The sequence below is a fragment of the Exiguobacterium sp. PHA03 genome, from assembly GCF_041945985.1.
Taxonomy (GTDB): Bacteria; Bacillota; Bacilli; order Exiguobacteriales; family Exiguobacteriaceae; genus Exiguobacterium_A.
Genome location: NZ_JAUTYQ010000001.1, coordinates 935720 through 949249, shown reverse-complemented (window position 1 = coordinate 949249; position 13530 = coordinate 935720). Strand labels below are relative to the sequence as shown.

Genomic DNA, 13530 nt, shown 5'->3' with positions numbered 1-13530 from the left:
GAACAGTCCCTTACTCGACGGAGTGAGGGACTGTTGCTTTTCATGAATTTGTGATGCAACGTTACGAACGTTTAGCGGACTGAAAGACATGTCTAAGAAAATCAGCAATCCGTTGCCACGCCTGAAGCGCCGCGTCGATGTCACCGTGGTGTGTAAAGGCATGAGCTTGACCGGCGAATTCCTGGTGCTCCACAGCGACACCTGCCGCTTGAAGACGTTTCGCATACTGCCGCGCTTCCTGCGCCAGCGAGTCGAGCTCCGCCGTCAGGACGAGCGTCTGCGGTAATGCTTCGAGTTGAGCCGCATAAAGTGGTGAAGCGAGATGATGGTACGCGTCTTCCGCGCGAGCGATGTACATCGCATTGAACTGACGTGCCAGTTCAGCTGGTATCGCTTCTTCGAAGAACGGTTTGTCCGCTGGGTCCGTCGCGAGATCGAGTGGAGGGTAGTCAAGGATTTGAGCGATGAGCGGAACCGGATGTGTCTGCTCGGCGTTCCATAACGATATGGCAGTCGCAAGATTCCCGCCGGCACTATGTCCCCCGATCGTAATGCGCGCCGCATCGAGATGTAGCGTCTCAGCATGTTGGAAAATCCATTGAACGACTTCGAAGGTGACGTGGACCGGAACAGGAAACGGATGCTCCGGTGCTAACGGGTACTCGACATTGAGAACATGACAGTTGGCGGTTTCAGCGAGAAACAGATTCCATGGTTCATCCATCTCTGGCGTTCCGGTGATGAAACCACCACCATGGAAACTGATGAATCCAGGTAACGGTTCTACTGCATCAATCGGTGAGTGGCGCAACACTCGGATATCTCCGACTGAAGTCGGCACTTGTAGCGTAGTCGTGGTCGCTTGCGGTGGATGAGGAGGTGTGACTTGAGGACGTTCCTCATCTGAGCGGATTTGTTTGGCAAGGTCAATCATCTCTTGGCGATTCATCGAATTCCTCCTTTAGGTCTATCTTCATCATACCGAACGGATTGGTGAATTTCTCTTCTGGATTCGTTTTCTCTAGTTGCAGGAAAAAGCAGCCAGAGTTTGATACACTTTTGAAAGAAACTAGAAATCGAAAGGATGGAACAGATGCCAACACTTTACATTACGCGTCATGGCGAGACGGAATGGAACTTAGAAAAACGAATGCAAGGCTGGGAAGACTCTCCCTTGACAGCAAAGGGCAGACAGAATGCGCGGGACCTTGGTCACCGCTTACGTGAAATTCATCTGGATCATCTCTATATCAGTCCGATTGGTCGCGTCCGAGAAACAGTTCGAATGATGGATCTTGATCCAGCGATTCCGGTCACCATCGACGATCGATTGCGTGAAATGCACATGGGAACCTGGGAAGGACGGACGGCGGCGGAAATTGAAGTCGCGCATCCGCTTGCTCATGCTGCATTTTGGCAAACGCCGCATACCTACATACCGGAGAGTGGAGAATCCTTTGACGCGGTCCGCGAGCGCATCCTATCGTTTTTGGAACGACTGGCAGACCATGAAGAAGACGAAAACGTCTTAATCGTCACCCACGGCATCTTCCTTAACATCTTGCTGACATATCTTCAACGTAAGCCGTTCGCGACATTATGGGATCCGCCGTTCATTCATGGAACGAGTTTGACGATCGTCGAATACAGGGATGGGGAAGCCGTGATTCGATTAGAAGCTGACATGTCGCATGTCATAGCGGACTAAAAAAACGGCGGACTTTTTCTCGGTCCGCCGTTCTCCTTATCGTGATTTCGTCAAATAGATCAAAATTGCGCCTTCTTGTTTTCTGACCTTTAGGTGAGGAGAGGATAACGTGTCGATCGAGCGACCGATGATCGATTCTCCTGTCGTATAGCGTTTGAGGAGTAAGGGATAGAACAAAGCATTCGTCTGTTTCTGATCATTGAATTGACCGCTGTCAGTCTGGACGTTTTGAGGTAAGGTATAGACCGTTTTCGTCTCAGGAATACCATTCTTCGTATCAAGCGAATAGGTGAAGGCATGCGAATCGTTGAGCAGGTTCAAATCATACGTCAATTGGAACGGTGTGCGATCATATGTACCGGCAGGAATCGATTTGTCGATCAGCACCTTTGGTGGTTCTGTATCTTCAAATTGGACCGCTTTGAGCTGGAGCGGGCGATCGAGTGCACCAGTTAAGAAAAATGTCCGCTGTTGCTGCGACTCGTCCTTTGCGGTAGAAGGTGTGATCGAAAAGTACGACTTCTTGATCTTGACGGTCTCTTTAGGAAGGACGGTTGCTTCCGTTGTGCAACCAGCAAGCAAGAAGGGAAGGGTGAATAAGAGCGCGTATTTCATGACGTGATCCTCTTTTCCGTAGTCATAGTGAATCGAGAAAAAATAAAATATTCAAAAAATTAGAAATGATACCTAGATTATACCAACAATGTTCTTGCTAAATAAAGGAGGAAATCATGAAAGGCAAATGGTTATTAGCAACCGTCCTGCTCGTCGGTTGTGCCTCGACGGGGGAAGAGGCCGAATCGACGGCAAAATCGTTATACGTCGCACCGAACGGCAGTGATAAAAATACCGGCACGTTGAGGCATCCGTTTAAAACGATCCGACAGGCGACACTAAAAGCGACTGCGGGTACGACAGTCTACTTGCGAAAAGGAACGTATCACGAGAAGCTGAACGTTAGGCAAAGTGGAACGAAACAACATCCAATCGTCTTTCGGAATTATAAACAAGAACGAGTCGTCTTAAATGGGGAAAACATTAAAGATCGAGACGCAACCTTACCGATCATCCAGATCAAGGATCGGAAATACGTAACAATTCAAGGACTGAGGATCGAAGCCGTTCAGTCGAAACGAACGGACGCGACGCCAATCGGCATTTTGGTCACGGGATCAGGATCACACATCACGTTGAAGAACAATACGGTCCGCCACATCAAGACGCTCGCGAAAGATGGGAATGCACACGGCATCGCCGTCTACGGAACGGGAGCGATTCGTCACCTGACAATCACCGGTAACCGAGTCGAGCAGAATCGTCTCGGTTTCAGTGAAGCCCTCGTCTTAAACGGGAACGTCAAACATTTCCGGGTGACGAAGAACGTCGTACGGGATAACGACAACATCGGCATTGATTTGATCGGACACGAAGGGATTGCTCAGTCGAAAAAAGACGACTACGTCCGTGAGGGCGTCGTGTCGGAAAATCGTGTCTACCGGACGTCGAGCTACGGCAATCCTGCTTACGGGAAGGAATACAGCGCAGCCGGCATCTATGTCGATGGTGGGAAGAATTTGACGATTGAGAAGAATCTCGTCGAAGCGAGTGATATCGGGATTGAAGTGACGAGTGAACATGCCGGACGGTACGCAGAAGATGTCATCCTCCGCCAGAATGATGTACGGCAAAATGTCTACACCGGAATTGCGATCGGTGGGTATGACACGAAGCGAGGCGGTACAAAACGTGTCCGGATCGAGCAAAATCAGCTGATCGGGAATGATACGAAAGGGCTCGAGGGTGGTCAATTGCTCGTCCAGCACGATGTCCATGACAACACGATCATCGGGAACACATTCGACGGTTCGTTAAGTGTCGCCCATTACTTCAAGACGAGTTCGGGAAATCAGTTTGAAAAAAATACGTTCAAGCATACAAAACGTTTCATGTGGCGCGACGCCTCCTATAAAACGGAACAAAGCTTTCTGAAAGCGGTCCGAAAGGTGGAAGGAAGATGAAGTTATCGGAGCGCCTCCTCGCTTACTGGATCCGGATTCCGAGACGCTGGCGGCTTGCAGCATTGACCGCCTGTATGTTAACGATTTGGACGGTGGAAGGCGTTCGGTTTTTAACCAGTCCGGCGTTACGACTGCCGACCGTTACCGATGCAATCATCTGTCTCATTCCGGCGATTCTATTGTTCATGGTATGGAAAACAAAGCGTTCAAAATAACACCTGAATTAATCGATAATAACAAGGAATTCATTTAATCGTCCTCGAAATAGGGAGGGAACTTCAATTAGTAAGGAGGAAAAAAGATGACGAAACTAACGATTCAAGCTGTGATTGACCGTCCAGTCGAGACGGTGTGGGAGATCTGGAACGCACCGGAAGACATCAAACGCTGGAACGCAGCGTCTGATGATTGGCATACGACGGCGTCAACGAATGATTTGACGGTCGGTGGTCAATTCACGAATCGAATGGAAGCAAAAGACGGTAGCATGGGATTTGATTTCACGGGTACATACGAGACAATCGTTCCCTACGAACGCATTGCGTATGTCCTCGAGGATGGTCGTCAGGTGACGATCGACTTCTCTCGGAACGGGGAACAGACCGAAGTCGTCGAATCGTTTGATGCCGAAACAATCAACCCGCCTGAGATGCAACAAGCGGGTTGGCAGGCGATCCTTGATCGGTTCAAGGCGTATGCTGAGTCGAAGTAAATCGTTCGCTTCGTAACTTCCGACCACGGCGATCCGTCAGGGCAGGAATACCGCCGCTCTCATAGCGCCGGACCCAGTTATACAATTGTTGATACGACACATCATGCCGTCCGGCGATGCGTTGGTAGTCCTTTGCGGCCGCCAAACAATCGAGGACGGCATTCATGCGTTGTTCAAGAGTGTTGGTGGACATGGACGTTTTCCTCCTTATTGAATCGCCCTGGATTCGTCCATGGCATCAAACTAGTGCACATACAATCGATGGAAGCCATTGAATCAAAGAAAAATTGACGCGTCTCCTGTTGATTCGTTTTGACGATCAGTCGTTTTTCTAGCGTTGGTAAATGCACGAGAAACGAAATCTGACATTCCAAAGGCTGCGAGAGAATGGTAGTAGATCGTTTTTGCAAGTGGATCGTTGCTGAATTCGCAGTGATGTATAAGACGTGTCGATTCCATTCCTCTTCGTTGAAAAGTGAATCCATCATCGTGATAAATGCTTGACCGGAAATGAAGTTCATCGGACGACCTCCTTTCTTATAATGTGTATATCCTGCACATGTTTTTCGAAAACCTATATTTCAAATATTACAAAAAACCACCTCCAAAAGAGAGGTGGTTAACGTTATCCTGCTAGTTCAAGCATTTGGACGAACGCGACGTCCGGATCCGTCGTCTCGAATCGGTTCAACCAATCCTTAAAGTCGCCTTCGTACAAAATACGACCTTGATGAAGGAAGATGACATGGGCATCGGTATGCAATAGATCGTGTAATTGATGCGTCGAGAAGAGGCACGTTTGACCGTTTGCTGTCATCTGCTCGAAGCGTCGCATGATATGAAGCCGTGTAGCCGGGTCGACCCCGCTCGTCGGCTCGTCAAAGATGTAGAGCGAACGTGGTACTGTCGTCAATAGGGTGACGAACAACCATTTCTTTTCGCCAGCGGACATCTTACCGATTTTCATCTCCCACAGATGAGCGAATAAATCGAGCTCTCGTGGCTGTTTCAGATGACGCGTATAGGTTTCTTGTTTGCGATATGCTTTCAAACGAGCGAGCCGACCGACGAAGACGGCGACATCCTTGCCCTTTAATTCATCCGAGTAATAGATGAATTGCGTCAAATAGAGAATGTCCGAGATATCGGGTAAGTCCAGTTCTCCGGACGTGATCGGTAAGGCACCGGTCATGCAATCAAACAGTGTCGTTTTCCCGGCACCGTTCATCCCGATCAAGACGTTCAGTTTCCCGGGAACAAGCGAAAAGGAGACATCGTGTAACAGATCAGGTGATTTCGGATAGTTGAAGCGTACGTGTTGAACGTGCATCTGAATCCTCCTATCGGGTCAGTAATGACATGAGATTAAAACGTTTGACAGAGAATAGACCAAGTAACAGATAAACGACGAGTACGACGGTCAAGATAAGGAACGATGCTCCCGTAACGTGCTCAGAGACAGCGAGACCAAGTGTTTTCATGACATAAAAAGGATTCAAGTAACTGTACCAGCGATCCGGTTGGCTATTCGCGAACAAGAACAGAGGATACATGACGATGTTGAGCAATGTCGACATACTCGAAATCTTTGCCGGCAGCATCGTCAAAGCGATGCTCGCGAAGGCAAGCGGGATGCTGAGCACCAAGACGAGATAAGCGAGTAACAACGTCAAAGGTGAGAAGAAGCCGAACACAAGCATCAGAATCGTCGTAAAGACCGTTAAACTAACGGCTGCAAACACGAGCTGAACGAGAACGAGTGCGAGAATACAACCAATCTTACTACCGGAAATCATGATATACGTCTTCATCAAACCATGTTCCCGCATCCGGGCAAGTTGGAGACCGATGCCGTTGACATAAATCGAAAGTAAGATATAGCCCCAAAAGAGCGCGAGGAATGAGAGGAAACTGTTCTCGGTGAAGTCGAGTCGTGATCCGAAGACGAACGCGAGAATCAATGGGAAGATCAACGACCAAAAGACCGGAATCTTATCCGTCAGCATGATTTTTAAGTAAAGTATGAAGTAGCTAGGAATCGAATACATATGTGCCTCCCGTTCATAAAAATATGATGCTGTCTATTCTTATACGAATAAAATTGGATAAAAGTTCCTTAATAAGTGATTTGTTAATAAAAGTAAGCATATCAAAAACGCTTAAATATTGTAAACTGAAGCAAAGAACAGGAGGTGTCATGATGAAGTATCTCTTAACTTCCGATGGGATACAAAATGCATCGATTCATCAAGCGTTACTGGAGATGCTCGGAAAACCGATTGAAGAATGTCATGCCATTGCAATCACGACAGCGTCTTACGCACTAAAAAGGGGGATGGACCTCGCTGTCAACTTCATTCAAGGAAAAGATGAGGCACCAATGGTCGATGTAGGATGGAAGTCAGTCGGTCTGTTGGAATTATCAGCGGTCTCGGTAATTGATCCAGCAATTTGGCAACCAGCGGTCGAACAAGCGGATGTCATCCTCGTCAATGGTGGGGATCCGCTATTTCTCCATCACTGGTTCGTCGAATCGGGCTTTGATCGACTATTACCGCAACTGACCGGTGTTTATGTCGGGATGAGTGCCGGTAGCATGGTGCTCACTCCCCGTATCGGAACGGAGTTCGTCGAATGGCAAAAGACTCCGGAGCAATCGGACGCAACACTCGGTCTCGTTGATTTTTCGATCTTCCCGCATCTCGATCACCCGCAGTTACCAGACAATCACATGCAAGCAGCAAAAGAGTGGGCAAAGAGGCTGACGAATCCAGCGTACGCGATCGACGACGCGACAGCGATCCGTGTAATCGGTTCAAACGTCGAAGTGATATCTGAAGGAAATTGGGTCAAATTGCAATGACAACGATTTATTTCGTCCGACATTGTGAATCGGTCAAAACGGGGAGTGATCGTGAACGAGGTTTAACCGATGCAGGTCAACAGCAAGCGCAGAAACTAGTGGTGTTCTTTAGAACGATACCGATTGACGCCATTTATTCGAGTCCAATGCGACGGGCGATGAATTCCGTTCGTCTACTTGCGAATCAGAGGAACATGCAGGTCATAACGGTTCCATTTCAAGAGCGACTTTTTCAACTAATCGATGAACGATTAACGACTGAGAGACTCGAGAAAGTATTGAGACAGTCATTTTTAGACGCCGATTACTCTGAAGTTGGTGGAGAGTCGAATCGCATGGCACTTGATCGTGCTGTAGCAGCCATCGAAAAGCTCCATGACATGCATCCGAATCAACAAGTGGTTGTCGCGACACATGGACTTGTATTGGCGTTAGTTCTTGAAAAATATACTGGGCGAGCGGCGAACGAATGGTTAGATGCCATGTCGAGTCCAGCGATTCACAGGTTGACATTCGATGCCCTCAAGAAAGCGTCTCATGAACATCTATAGAAAGACGATTAAATTTGACCGCTGAAGATGAAACCGAGAAAGAGTAGTAGCAGCACGCCGAGCGGAATGGCACAGGCGAGACTGACATATTTAAGAATCCCGGGCTCGCGTCGTCTGAAAGCGACGATCCCAAGACCGATTCCGAACAGATAAATGGCAAGTCCGATCGGAATCGTAATCATCGAGTTTGGAGCGAATGGCCAGTTAATTGGTGGGAAAATCATATAGGCAATGAACAGACCAATCAGACTGAAAAAGATAGAAGCTTTAGCGTATGTCATGTGAGAACTCCTTTGAATGAGGTATATGAACAGGTATTCGGTTTTAAAACACGAATTCCTGCTTCATCCATAAAATTTCCAGTTTGTCTTTCGAATGAATGGGAGCTCTATCTAAAAGATAGTAACTTTTAGATAGGGGAGGGACTGATGCCAAAAGAAAACATGACCCGTTATGCGATTCTCGGACTCCTCGCCAGCGGATGTACGTCTGGTTATGAGATGAAACATACGATCGAAACGAGCTTGAACCACTTTTGGAAGATCAGCTTCGGACAAGTCTATCCGACGCTTAAACGGTTAGAGGCGGAAGGATTGATCGTTGAAGAGGTCACGGATGGGGAACGAAAACAATTCGCCGTGACGGAAAACGAAGATGCGGAGCTCGAGCGGTGGGTCGCTGAACCATCCGTTGATTTGCCAGTGCAACGAAATGACTTATTGTTGAAGCTCTATTTTGCCCGCTATGTTTCAAAAGACGTCACGATGCAGAAGATTCAGGATCATGCACGCTTGTTCGAAGAGCGGCTCGAGACGTTTCAAGCAATTGATGCGATGATTCCTTCCCATCCTGACTCGAATGACGCCGTTTTATTGGTTGCTGACGCTTGATTATGGCATTCGAAAAACACGGGCGTTACTCGACTGGTGTGACGCTTCCCTTGAGACCCTTGAAGGAGGAAATTGACATGAAACGGATCATTGCGACTCCGAACAAAGACGTCGTCGTGTTCATCATCGGGTTACGGATCAATCGCCTGCGCTCCGTCCGGCAATGGTTGCCGACGGTCCAAACGATGGGACCGATGCTGCAAGAGTGTTATGCGAACGATGTCGGACTGATTTCGCATGAGTCCCTTGTCGGCTGGCGGTCCGTGACGTTGATTCAATACTGGCGTTCAACAGAAGAGTTGATGGCATATGCCCATGGTTCGCGCCATTTGACGGCGTGGAAACGATTCAATCAGAAGCGGTCGGGATCTTTCACGAGACGTTCGAGGTCAACAATTATGAGTCGATGTATGTCAATCTTCCGACACGTGGTCTTGCGAAAGCACTTGGCGAGTCGGCGATCAAACCGCATCAAGAACAAACGAAAGGACGATTAGCCGAACGACAGTCGCAAGAGACGATCTGAATAGACAAAAGACGGGTGCCGAGGCATCCGTCTTTTTATGTAGTGACTGGCGTGGCGGGTTCGAGCAGCTCCCCACAGTTTTGACAAATATGATCGAGCGTTTTTGTACACGGTTCGCAAAACGTACAAGCATGTGAACATTGATAGACCGTCGTTTCAATCGTTTCTTGGCACCGGACACAGGTTGGTTCCATGCGTATCACCTCCTGTTACTAGTATAAGAAAAGCATTTTGATGAGCACAGTAGGAGAACATAGAAAAAGGCTATATTTCCCTTTGATTCCATGTTAATTTGAAGAAAGTGGTTTTAATTCGAAGGGAAGATGAAAAATGGACCAAATTGATCAACAGATTGTCCGGATTCTGCAAGACGATGCCCGGATTCCATGGTCGGAACTCGGACGTCAGATCGGATTATCGGCACCTGCCGTCATAGAACGGGTCCGAAAAATGGAGGACGCGGGGATCATCGAAGGATTCCGCGCTGTCATTAATCCAGAAGCACTAGCGCTAGGGTTACTCGCGATCGTCATGTTCGAAGAGACACGTTGCGCAGGCTTAATTGAATTTTGTAAAGGACATCCAGAAGTCGTCGAGTGCCACCGTCTGACAGGTAGCTATAACTTCATGGTCAAGTTGCAAACGACGTCTGTTGCAACTTTAGAACGTTTTCTCGATGACGCGTCTGTCTTTGGTAAACCATCGACTTGGATTCGATTGTCGACACCGGTTCCGTTCACGGGGTATACGATATGATGGAGGCGACACGTTTACGGATCGAACAACTGACGGGGGAGATCGAGGACGTGAAAAGCTCGATGAGCAAGGGGGAACTTTGACCGTATACCGAATCACAGCATGGTACGTCGGTGTCAGCGCTAGAGCAATCTATTCGATGACATACGGGATCCGAACGAGTGAGGGTGGAACGGGCTATTGCCTGGATTCGGGGCAAGGCTGGCTGAGCGGTTGTCTCTGTCCGCATTTAAATTAAGAAAGAAGGGCAGCTCGTTTTCAGGAACATTTGTCTCAAATAGATAATGCAATCGGTTTACCTGACGATACGGCGTATATTCAATCTGAGACCGATCACTCTCGATTAGGAGAAGGGCACGTGCTTTGTTTTAAATAATGATGAACGCTTCGAACATCCGTTGTGTTCATCATCGTGATTAAAAGTGAATCAAAACAGTTGACGAACAAAAATTGAGATGCTATATTTATCTCGAATTAAAGATATACGAATTAAAGATACAAAAGAGGTGAACGAAATGACGCGACCGAATCCGAACTTGAAAGCATTGACAGTCATGGTGCGCGCAGTCGATGCGTTACATGAAGTCATCAAGAAGGACGTTGCGCAGTGGGGACTGAACCCGACGGATTTTTCGGTTCTTGAGTTGCTGTTTCACAGGGGCAGGCAACCGATTCAATTGATTGGGAAAAAAGTCTTGATTACGAGCAGTAGCATCACCTATGTCATCGATAAGCTCGAAAAAAAGAATTATGTCTTCCGTAAAGCATGTCCAGAAGATCGGCGCGTGACATTTGCGGAACTGACCTCTGAAGGGCAACAACTGATGGAAACGATTTTTCCAAAGCACGAGCAAGCGATTAATCAAGTATTTCAAGGGATAGCCCCGTCAGACCTCGAAGCATTCATCGAGACAGCCAAAACAATCGGCTATCAAGCAAAAAAACAATAAAATTTTTTAGACTGATATCTCGAATTCGAGATAATAACGATTAAAGGAGCGATTTTTCATGAATGAACTAAAAGGAATCCACCACGTGACGGCGATTACGAGCAGTGCCGAGAAAAACTATGACTTCTTTACTAACGTCCTAGGAATGCGATTGGTCAAGAAGACCGTCAATCAGGATGACATCCAGACGTATCACTTATTCTTCGCCGATGATAAAGGATCTGCCGGCACGGATATGACGTTCTTTGATTTCCCTGGTATTCAAAAAGGATCACACGGAACGAATGAAATCTTCAAGACGGCGTTCCGTGTTCCAACGGATGCGGCACTTGAATACTGGATTAAACGCTTTGACAAATACGACGTCAAGCACCGTGGTATCAAAGAACAATTCGGCAAGCAGACGCTCTCGTTCGTCGATTTCGATGAGCAACAATACATGTTGATCTCTGACGAGCACAATCAAGGTGTCGCTTCCGGCACACCATGGCAAAACGGTCCGGTGCCACTCGAGTTCGCAATCACGGGACTCGGTCCAATTCACATCCGGATCGCGGAATTTAACAACTTAAAAGCGGTACTCGAACAAGCGATGTTGATGCGCGAAGTCGATCAAGCTGGTTCACTGCATTTGTTCGAGATGGGTGAAGGCGGAAATGGTGCCCAAGTCATCGTCGAGCATAACGTCGTTCTACCAAGCGGACGTCAAGGATTCGGAACGGTGCACCACGTCGCCTTCCGCGTCGAAGATACGGCTGCCTTACAGGAATGGATCGAGCGGATGCAACAGCTACGCTTCAACACGTCCGGTTACGTCGATCGCTTCTTCTTCGAATCGCTCTACGCTCGTGTCGCTCGCGGTGTCTTGTTCGAATGGGCAACAGATGGTCCTGGTTTCATGGGTGATGAGCCATACGAAACGGTCGGGGAGAAATTGTCATTACCACCATTCCTCGAGCCACAACGAGCACAGATCGAACAAATGGTCCGTCCAATCGATACGGTCCGGAGTACGCGCAACATCGAAAAAGAATATCTTTAATAGGAAAGTGAACTGACAGCATCTAAATAAGAGGAGGAAATAAAAATGGAGAAATTAAACATTGGTATCATCTTAGGATCTACACGTGAAGGACGTCTCAGCCCACAAGTCGGGAACTGGGTCAAACAACTGGCTGATCAACGAGGTGACGCGAACTATACGATTCTTGATATCGCCGACTACAAATTACCGCTTCTAGGTGAAAAAGACGCGGATGCATCAGGTGCTGCTGCTTGGTCGAAGGATGTCGCAGCACAAGACGGATTCGTCTTCATCGTTCAGGAATACAACCACTCAATCGCAGCCTCACTCAAGAACGCGCTCGATTATCTACGGATCGAATGGAATAACAAAGCGGCAGGAATCGTCTCTTACGGTTCCGTCGGTGGGGCACGGGCAGCGGAACACCTGCGCGGTATCCTCGGTGAGTTATTGATTGCCGATGTCCGTGTGCATCCGGCGTTATCCTTGTTCACGGATTTCGAGAACGGATCGGTCTTAAAAGCGGCAGCCGTTCAAGAAACATCGGTCAACCAAATGCTCGATCAAGTCATTCCGTGGGCAACGGCGTTAAAAACAATTCGCTAAATCGTGATTGATCAGAAAACCCTCTCATTTAGGCGAAATGAGGGGGTTTTCTATCGTTATCATGTACAACACGACGTGACGCGGCGCAGATCCTTTTCTTGAATGTAAAGCGTGTGTTGGCGGACTTTATAAGGAATGTCAGCCGCTTGAAGACGTTCGAGATAGTGACCCGTCGGAGCGACCGTCCATTTCACATATGTCGTTGCGGCATTCGGTGAGGCGAGACAGATGAGTAGCGAAAGCGGAAGAATCCATTTTCGAATCTTCAATCGTATACCTCCTTCATTATTTCAAATACTGTATTAATGATTTTATTGTTTAAATCAAAAACTAAAAATCACGACTCACGTCAACAAAAAATAACTGACCATCAAGCCGACCAACAGACCACTAAAAGCAAGTCGATAGACGGGTGAACGATAGGTTCCTTTATTTCGTTTGACTTGATAGACGATGAAATAGGTCACACTGGTCACCATGACGAGGATCGCCAGTGTACTGAGTAAAGTAGACATCAGCATTCCTCCTTATCGTAAGATTTTAGCTAACGCTTTTCCTTTCGCCAACTCATCGACGAGTTTGTCGAGAATCCGGATGTTACGAATGTGCGGATCCGTTAGATTTTCCACACGAATCCCGCAGATGACGCCAGTGACTAAAAGTCGGCGTTCGTTCAGGTCGGGTGCGTGCTCGAAAAAGGCTGCGACAGTTTGGGTTTGTATGGCTTGTTCAAGAGTTGATTGCGTGTGTCCGGTCAACCAGAACAGCACGTCATCAAGCTCGTCTTGCGTCCGTTGCTTGCGCTCGACTTTTTGACAGTATACCTGATACAGCTGCTGCATCGGCATTTGAAATACTTTTTCGTAACTCATCTGAATCGCCTCCTTTCATGGTAACATATGGGAAAAGGTCTTGTGTCAAGGATT

The 13530-nt window shown here is 47.7% G+C and carries 24 protein-coding genes and 1 pseudogene; 14 read left to right on the top strand and 11 right to left on the bottom strand.

The window, feature by feature from the left end; translation table 11 throughout:
• Positions 1–61: 61 nt before the first annotated feature.
• A complete protein-coding gene (locus Q7C19_RS05140; protein WP_375091810.1) occupies positions 62–949 on the bottom strand; it encodes an alpha/beta hydrolase in 888 nt (295 codons plus the stop codon).
• Positions 950–1093: 144 nt separating this feature from the next.
• On the opposite strand from Q7C19_RS05140, the gene Q7C19_RS05135 reads away from it, so the two are divergent.
• Complete coding sequence (locus tag Q7C19_RS05135; protein ID WP_375091809.1) at positions 1094–1708, top strand: histidine phosphatase family protein; 615 nt, start codon at positions 1094–1096, stop codon at positions 1706–1708.
• Positions 1709–1744: 36 nt separating this feature from the next.
• Here the strand turns inward: Q7C19_RS05135 and Q7C19_RS05130 are convergent, their stop codons facing one another.
• Positions 1745–2323 (bottom strand): hypothetical protein, encoded by a 579-nt coding sequence (locus tag Q7C19_RS05130; protein ID WP_375091808.1) that lies wholly within the window; start codon positions 2321–2323, stop codon positions 1745–1747.
• A gap of 116 nt (positions 2324–2439) precedes the next feature.
• Between Q7C19_RS05130 and Q7C19_RS05125 the strand changes: the two genes are divergently transcribed.
• The 3 genes from Q7C19_RS05125 to Q7C19_RS05115 all read left to right on the top strand — a co-directional run bounded on the left by Q7C19_RS05125 (position 2440) and on the right by Q7C19_RS05115 (position 4438).
• Positions 2440–3726 carry a right-handed parallel beta-helix repeat-containing protein gene (locus Q7C19_RS05125; RefSeq protein WP_375091807.1) on the top strand — a complete coding sequence of 429 codons (1287 nt, stop codon included), beginning with the start codon at positions 2440–2442 and terminating at the stop codon, positions 3724–3726.
• Positions 3723–3941 carry a hypothetical protein gene (locus Q7C19_RS05120; protein ID WP_375091806.1) on the top strand — a complete coding sequence of 73 codons (219 nt, stop codon included), beginning with the start codon at positions 3723–3725 and terminating at the stop codon, positions 3939–3941. Before Q7C19_RS05125 ends, Q7C19_RS05120 begins: the two co-directional genes overlap by 4 nt.
• Positions 3942–4027: 86 nt before the next feature.
• Positions 4028–4438, top strand: a complete 411-nt coding sequence (locus Q7C19_RS05115) for an SRPBCC family protein (RefSeq protein ID WP_290774795.1) — start codon at positions 4028–4030, stop codon at positions 4436–4438.
• Here Q7C19_RS05115 and Q7C19_RS05110 read toward each other — a convergent pair.
• The 4 genes from Q7C19_RS05110 to Q7C19_RS05095 all read right to left on the bottom strand — a co-directional run bounded on the left by Q7C19_RS05110 (position 4413) and on the right by Q7C19_RS05095 (position 6486).
• On the bottom strand, positions 4413–4631 hold the full coding sequence (locus tag Q7C19_RS05110) for a helix-turn-helix domain-containing protein (RefSeq protein WP_223040385.1): 219 nt from the start codon (positions 4629–4631) through the stop codon (positions 4413–4415). The genes Q7C19_RS05115 and Q7C19_RS05110 overlap by 26 nt on opposite strands.
• Positions 4612–4959, bottom strand: a complete 348-nt coding sequence (locus Q7C19_RS05105) for a hypothetical protein (RefSeq protein WP_313491866.1) — start codon at positions 4957–4959, stop codon at positions 4612–4614. The genes Q7C19_RS05110 and Q7C19_RS05105 overlap by 20 nt, the downstream gene beginning before the upstream one ends.
• 104 nt (positions 4960–5063) lie before the next feature.
• Complete coding sequence (locus tag Q7C19_RS05100; protein WP_023468433.1) at positions 5064–5768, bottom strand: AAA family ATPase; 705 nt, start codon at positions 5766–5768, stop codon at positions 5064–5066.
• Positions 5769–5778: 10 nt separating this feature from the next.
• The gene (locus Q7C19_RS05095; protein ID WP_375091805.1) at positions 5779–6486 is read right to left on the bottom strand and encodes a hypothetical protein; all 708 of its coding nucleotides are present in this window, start codon (positions 6484–6486) and stop codon (positions 5779–5781) included.
• A gap of 152 nt (positions 6487–6638) precedes the next feature.
• Between Q7C19_RS05095 and Q7C19_RS05090 the strand changes: the two genes are divergently transcribed.
• Together Q7C19_RS05090 and Q7C19_RS05085 are read left to right on the top strand one after the other, a co-directional pair.
• The gene (locus Q7C19_RS05090; protein ID WP_375091804.1) at positions 6639–7301 is read left to right on the top strand and encodes a Type 1 glutamine amidotransferase-like domain-containing protein; all 663 of its coding nucleotides are present in this window, start codon (positions 6639–6641) and stop codon (positions 7299–7301) included.
• On the top strand, positions 7298–7852 hold the full coding sequence (locus Q7C19_RS05085; protein ID WP_375091803.1) for a histidine phosphatase family protein: 555 nt from the start codon (positions 7298–7300) through the stop codon (positions 7850–7852). The genes Q7C19_RS05090 and Q7C19_RS05085 overlap by 4 nt, the downstream gene beginning before the upstream one ends.
• 8 nt (positions 7853–7860) lie before the next feature.
• Here Q7C19_RS05085 and Q7C19_RS05080 read toward each other — a convergent pair whose 3' ends face one another.
• Positions 7861–8133 (bottom strand): hypothetical protein, encoded by a 273-nt coding sequence (locus Q7C19_RS05080; RefSeq protein WP_375091802.1) that lies wholly within the window; start codon positions 8131–8133, stop codon positions 7861–7863.
• A gap of 147 nt (positions 8134–8280) precedes the next feature.
• On the opposite strand from Q7C19_RS05080, the gene Q7C19_RS05075 reads away from it, so the two are divergent.
• The 3 genes and pseudogenes from Q7C19_RS05075 to Q7C19_RS05065 all read left to right on the top strand — a co-directional run bounded on the left by Q7C19_RS05075 (position 8281) and on the right by Q7C19_RS05065 (position 9268).
• Positions 8281–8742 carry a PadR family transcriptional regulator gene (locus tag Q7C19_RS05075; RefSeq protein ID WP_375091801.1) on the top strand — a complete coding sequence of 154 codons (462 nt, stop codon included), beginning with the start codon at positions 8281–8283 and terminating at the stop codon, positions 8740–8742.
• Positions 8711–8818 (top strand): virulence activator alpha C-terminal domain-containing protein, encoded by a 108-nt coding sequence (locus Q7C19_RS05070; protein ID WP_375091800.1) that lies wholly within the window; start codon positions 8711–8713, stop codon positions 8816–8818. The genes Q7C19_RS05075 and Q7C19_RS05070 overlap by 32 nt, the downstream gene beginning before the upstream one ends.
• A 1-nt stretch (position 8819) precedes the next feature.
• Positions 8820–9268 (top strand): annotated as a pseudogene (locus Q7C19_RS05065) (DUF4188 domain-containing protein).
• A gap of 35 nt (positions 9269–9303) precedes the next feature.
• On the opposite strand, the gene Q7C19_RS05060 reads toward Q7C19_RS05065, so the two are convergent.
• Positions 9304–9462, bottom strand: a complete 159-nt coding sequence (locus tag Q7C19_RS05060; protein ID WP_081780359.1) for a DUF1272 domain-containing protein — start codon at positions 9460–9462, stop codon at positions 9304–9306.
• 136 nt (positions 9463–9598) lie between these two features.
• Between Q7C19_RS05060 and Q7C19_RS05055 the strand changes: the two genes are divergently transcribed.
• From Q7C19_RS05055 to Q7C19_RS05035, 5 genes are all read left to right on the top strand, one after another.
• A complete protein-coding gene (locus Q7C19_RS05055; RefSeq protein WP_290758685.1) occupies positions 9599–10024 on the top strand; it encodes an Lrp/AsnC family transcriptional regulator in 426 nt (141 codons plus the stop codon).
• 79 nt (positions 10025–10103) lie between these two features.
• Complete coding sequence (locus Q7C19_RS05050) at positions 10104–10262, top strand: hypothetical protein (RefSeq protein ID WP_375091799.1); 159 nt, start codon at positions 10104–10106, stop codon at positions 10260–10262.
• Positions 10263–10539: 277 nt separating this feature from the next.
• Positions 10540–10974 carry a MarR family winged helix-turn-helix transcriptional regulator gene (locus Q7C19_RS05045; RefSeq protein ID WP_214860082.1) on the top strand — a complete coding sequence of 145 codons (435 nt, stop codon included), beginning with the start codon at positions 10540–10542 and terminating at the stop codon, positions 10972–10974.
• 58 nt (positions 10975–11032) lie between these two features.
• Entirely contained in the window at positions 11033–12016 is a 984-nt protein-coding gene (locus Q7C19_RS05040) for a ring-cleaving dioxygenase (RefSeq protein ID WP_290786754.1), read from the top strand.
• Between the two features lie 45 nt (positions 12017–12061).
• Positions 12062–12604 carry an NADPH-dependent FMN reductase gene (locus Q7C19_RS05035; RefSeq protein WP_375091798.1) on the top strand — a complete coding sequence of 181 codons (543 nt, stop codon included), beginning with the start codon at positions 12062–12064 and terminating at the stop codon, positions 12602–12604.
• 59 nt (positions 12605–12663) lie between these two features.
• Here the strand turns inward: Q7C19_RS05035 and Q7C19_RS05030 are convergent, their stop codons facing one another.
• From Q7C19_RS05030 to Q7C19_RS05020, 3 genes are all read right to left on the bottom strand, one after another.
• Positions 12664–12873, bottom strand: coding sequence for a hypothetical protein (locus Q7C19_RS05030; protein WP_290786758.1), 210 nt, complete (start codon positions 12871–12873; stop codon positions 12664–12666).
• Positions 12874–12948: 75 nt separating this feature from the next.
• The gene (locus Q7C19_RS05025) at positions 12949–13119 is read right to left on the bottom strand and encodes a hypothetical protein (protein ID WP_375091797.1); all 171 of its coding nucleotides are present in this window, start codon (positions 13117–13119) and stop codon (positions 12949–12951) included.
• Positions 13120–13131: 12 nt separating this feature from the next.
• Positions 13132–13476 carry a DUF2200 domain-containing protein gene (locus Q7C19_RS05020; RefSeq protein ID WP_375091796.1) on the bottom strand — a complete coding sequence of 115 codons (345 nt, stop codon included), beginning with the start codon at positions 13474–13476 and terminating at the stop codon, positions 13132–13134.
• Positions 13477–13530: the final 54 nt, after the last annotated feature.

Excerpts from the sequence above, each read along its gene's own strand:
- Q7C19_RS05140 (WP_375091810.1), bottom strand. The coding sequence starts at position 949 with ATGAATCGCCAAGAGATGATTGACCTTGCCAAACAAATCCGCTCAGAT.
- Q7C19_RS05135 (WP_375091809.1), top strand. The coding sequence starts at position 1,094 with ATGCCAACACTTTACATTACGCGTCATGGCGAGACGGAATGGAACTTA.
- Q7C19_RS05130 (WP_375091808.1), bottom strand. The coding sequence starts at position 2,323 with ATGAAATACGCGCTCTTATTCACCCTTCCCTTCTTGCTTGCTGGTTGC.
- Q7C19_RS05125 (WP_375091807.1), top strand. The coding sequence starts at position 2,440 with ATGAAAGGCAAATGGTTATTAGCAACCGTCCTGCTCGTCGGTTGTGCC.
- Q7C19_RS05120 (WP_375091806.1), top strand. The coding sequence starts at position 3,723 with ATGAAGTTATCGGAGCGCCTCCTCGCTTACTGGATCCGGATTCCGAGA.
- Q7C19_RS05115 (WP_290774795.1), top strand. The coding sequence starts at position 4,028 with ATGACGAAACTAACGATTCAAGCTGTGATTGACCGTCCAGTCGAGACG.
- Q7C19_RS05110 (WP_223040385.1), bottom strand. The coding sequence starts at position 4,631 with ATGTCCACCAACACTCTTGAACAACGCATGAATGCCGTCCTCGATTGT.
- Q7C19_RS05105 (WP_313491866.1), bottom strand. The coding sequence starts at position 4,959 with ATGAACTTCATTTCCGGTCAAGCATTTATCACGATGATGGATTCACTT.
- Q7C19_RS05100 (WP_023468433.1), bottom strand. The coding sequence starts at position 5,768 with ATGCACGTTCAACACGTACGCTTCAACTATCCGAAATCACCTGATCTG.
- Q7C19_RS05095 (WP_375091805.1), bottom strand. The coding sequence starts at position 6,486 with ATGTATTCGATTCCTAGCTACTTCATACTTTACTTAAAAATCATGCTG.
- Q7C19_RS05090 (WP_375091804.1), top strand. The coding sequence starts at position 6,639 with ATGAAGTATCTCTTAACTTCCGATGGGATACAAAATGCATCGATTCAT.
- Q7C19_RS05085 (WP_375091803.1), top strand. The coding sequence starts at position 7,298 with ATGACAACGATTTATTTCGTCCGACATTGTGAATCGGTCAAAACGGGG.
- Q7C19_RS05080 (WP_375091802.1), bottom strand. The coding sequence starts at position 8,133 with ATGACATACGCTAAAGCTTCTATCTTTTTCAGTCTGATTGGTCTGTTC.
- Q7C19_RS05075 (WP_375091801.1), top strand. The coding sequence starts at position 8,281 with ATGCCAAAAGAAAACATGACCCGTTATGCGATTCTCGGACTCCTCGCC.
- Q7C19_RS05070 (WP_375091800.1), top strand. The coding sequence starts at position 8,711 with ATGACGCCGTTTTATTGGTTGCTGACGCTTGATTATGGCATTCGAAAA.
- Q7C19_RS05060 (WP_081780359.1), bottom strand. The coding sequence starts at position 9,462 with ATGGAACCAACCTGTGTCCGGTGCCAAGAAACGATTGAAACGACGGTC.
- Q7C19_RS05055 (WP_290758685.1), top strand. The coding sequence starts at position 9,599 with ATGGACCAAATTGATCAACAGATTGTCCGGATTCTGCAAGACGATGCC.
- Q7C19_RS05045 (WP_214860082.1), top strand. The coding sequence starts at position 10,540 with ATGACGCGACCGAATCCGAACTTGAAAGCATTGACAGTCATGGTGCGC.
- Q7C19_RS05040 (WP_290786754.1), top strand. The coding sequence starts at position 11,033 with ATGAATGAACTAAAAGGAATCCACCACGTGACGGCGATTACGAGCAGT.
- Q7C19_RS05035 (WP_375091798.1), top strand. The coding sequence starts at position 12,062 with ATGGAGAAATTAAACATTGGTATCATCTTAGGATCTACACGTGAAGGA.
- Q7C19_RS05025 (WP_375091797.1), bottom strand. The coding sequence starts at position 13,119 with ATGTCTACTTTACTCAGTACACTGGCGATCCTCGTCATGGTGACCAGT.
- Q7C19_RS05020 (WP_375091796.1), bottom strand. The coding sequence starts at position 13,476 with ATGAGTTACGAAAAAGTATTTCAAATGCCGATGCAGCAGCTGTATCAG.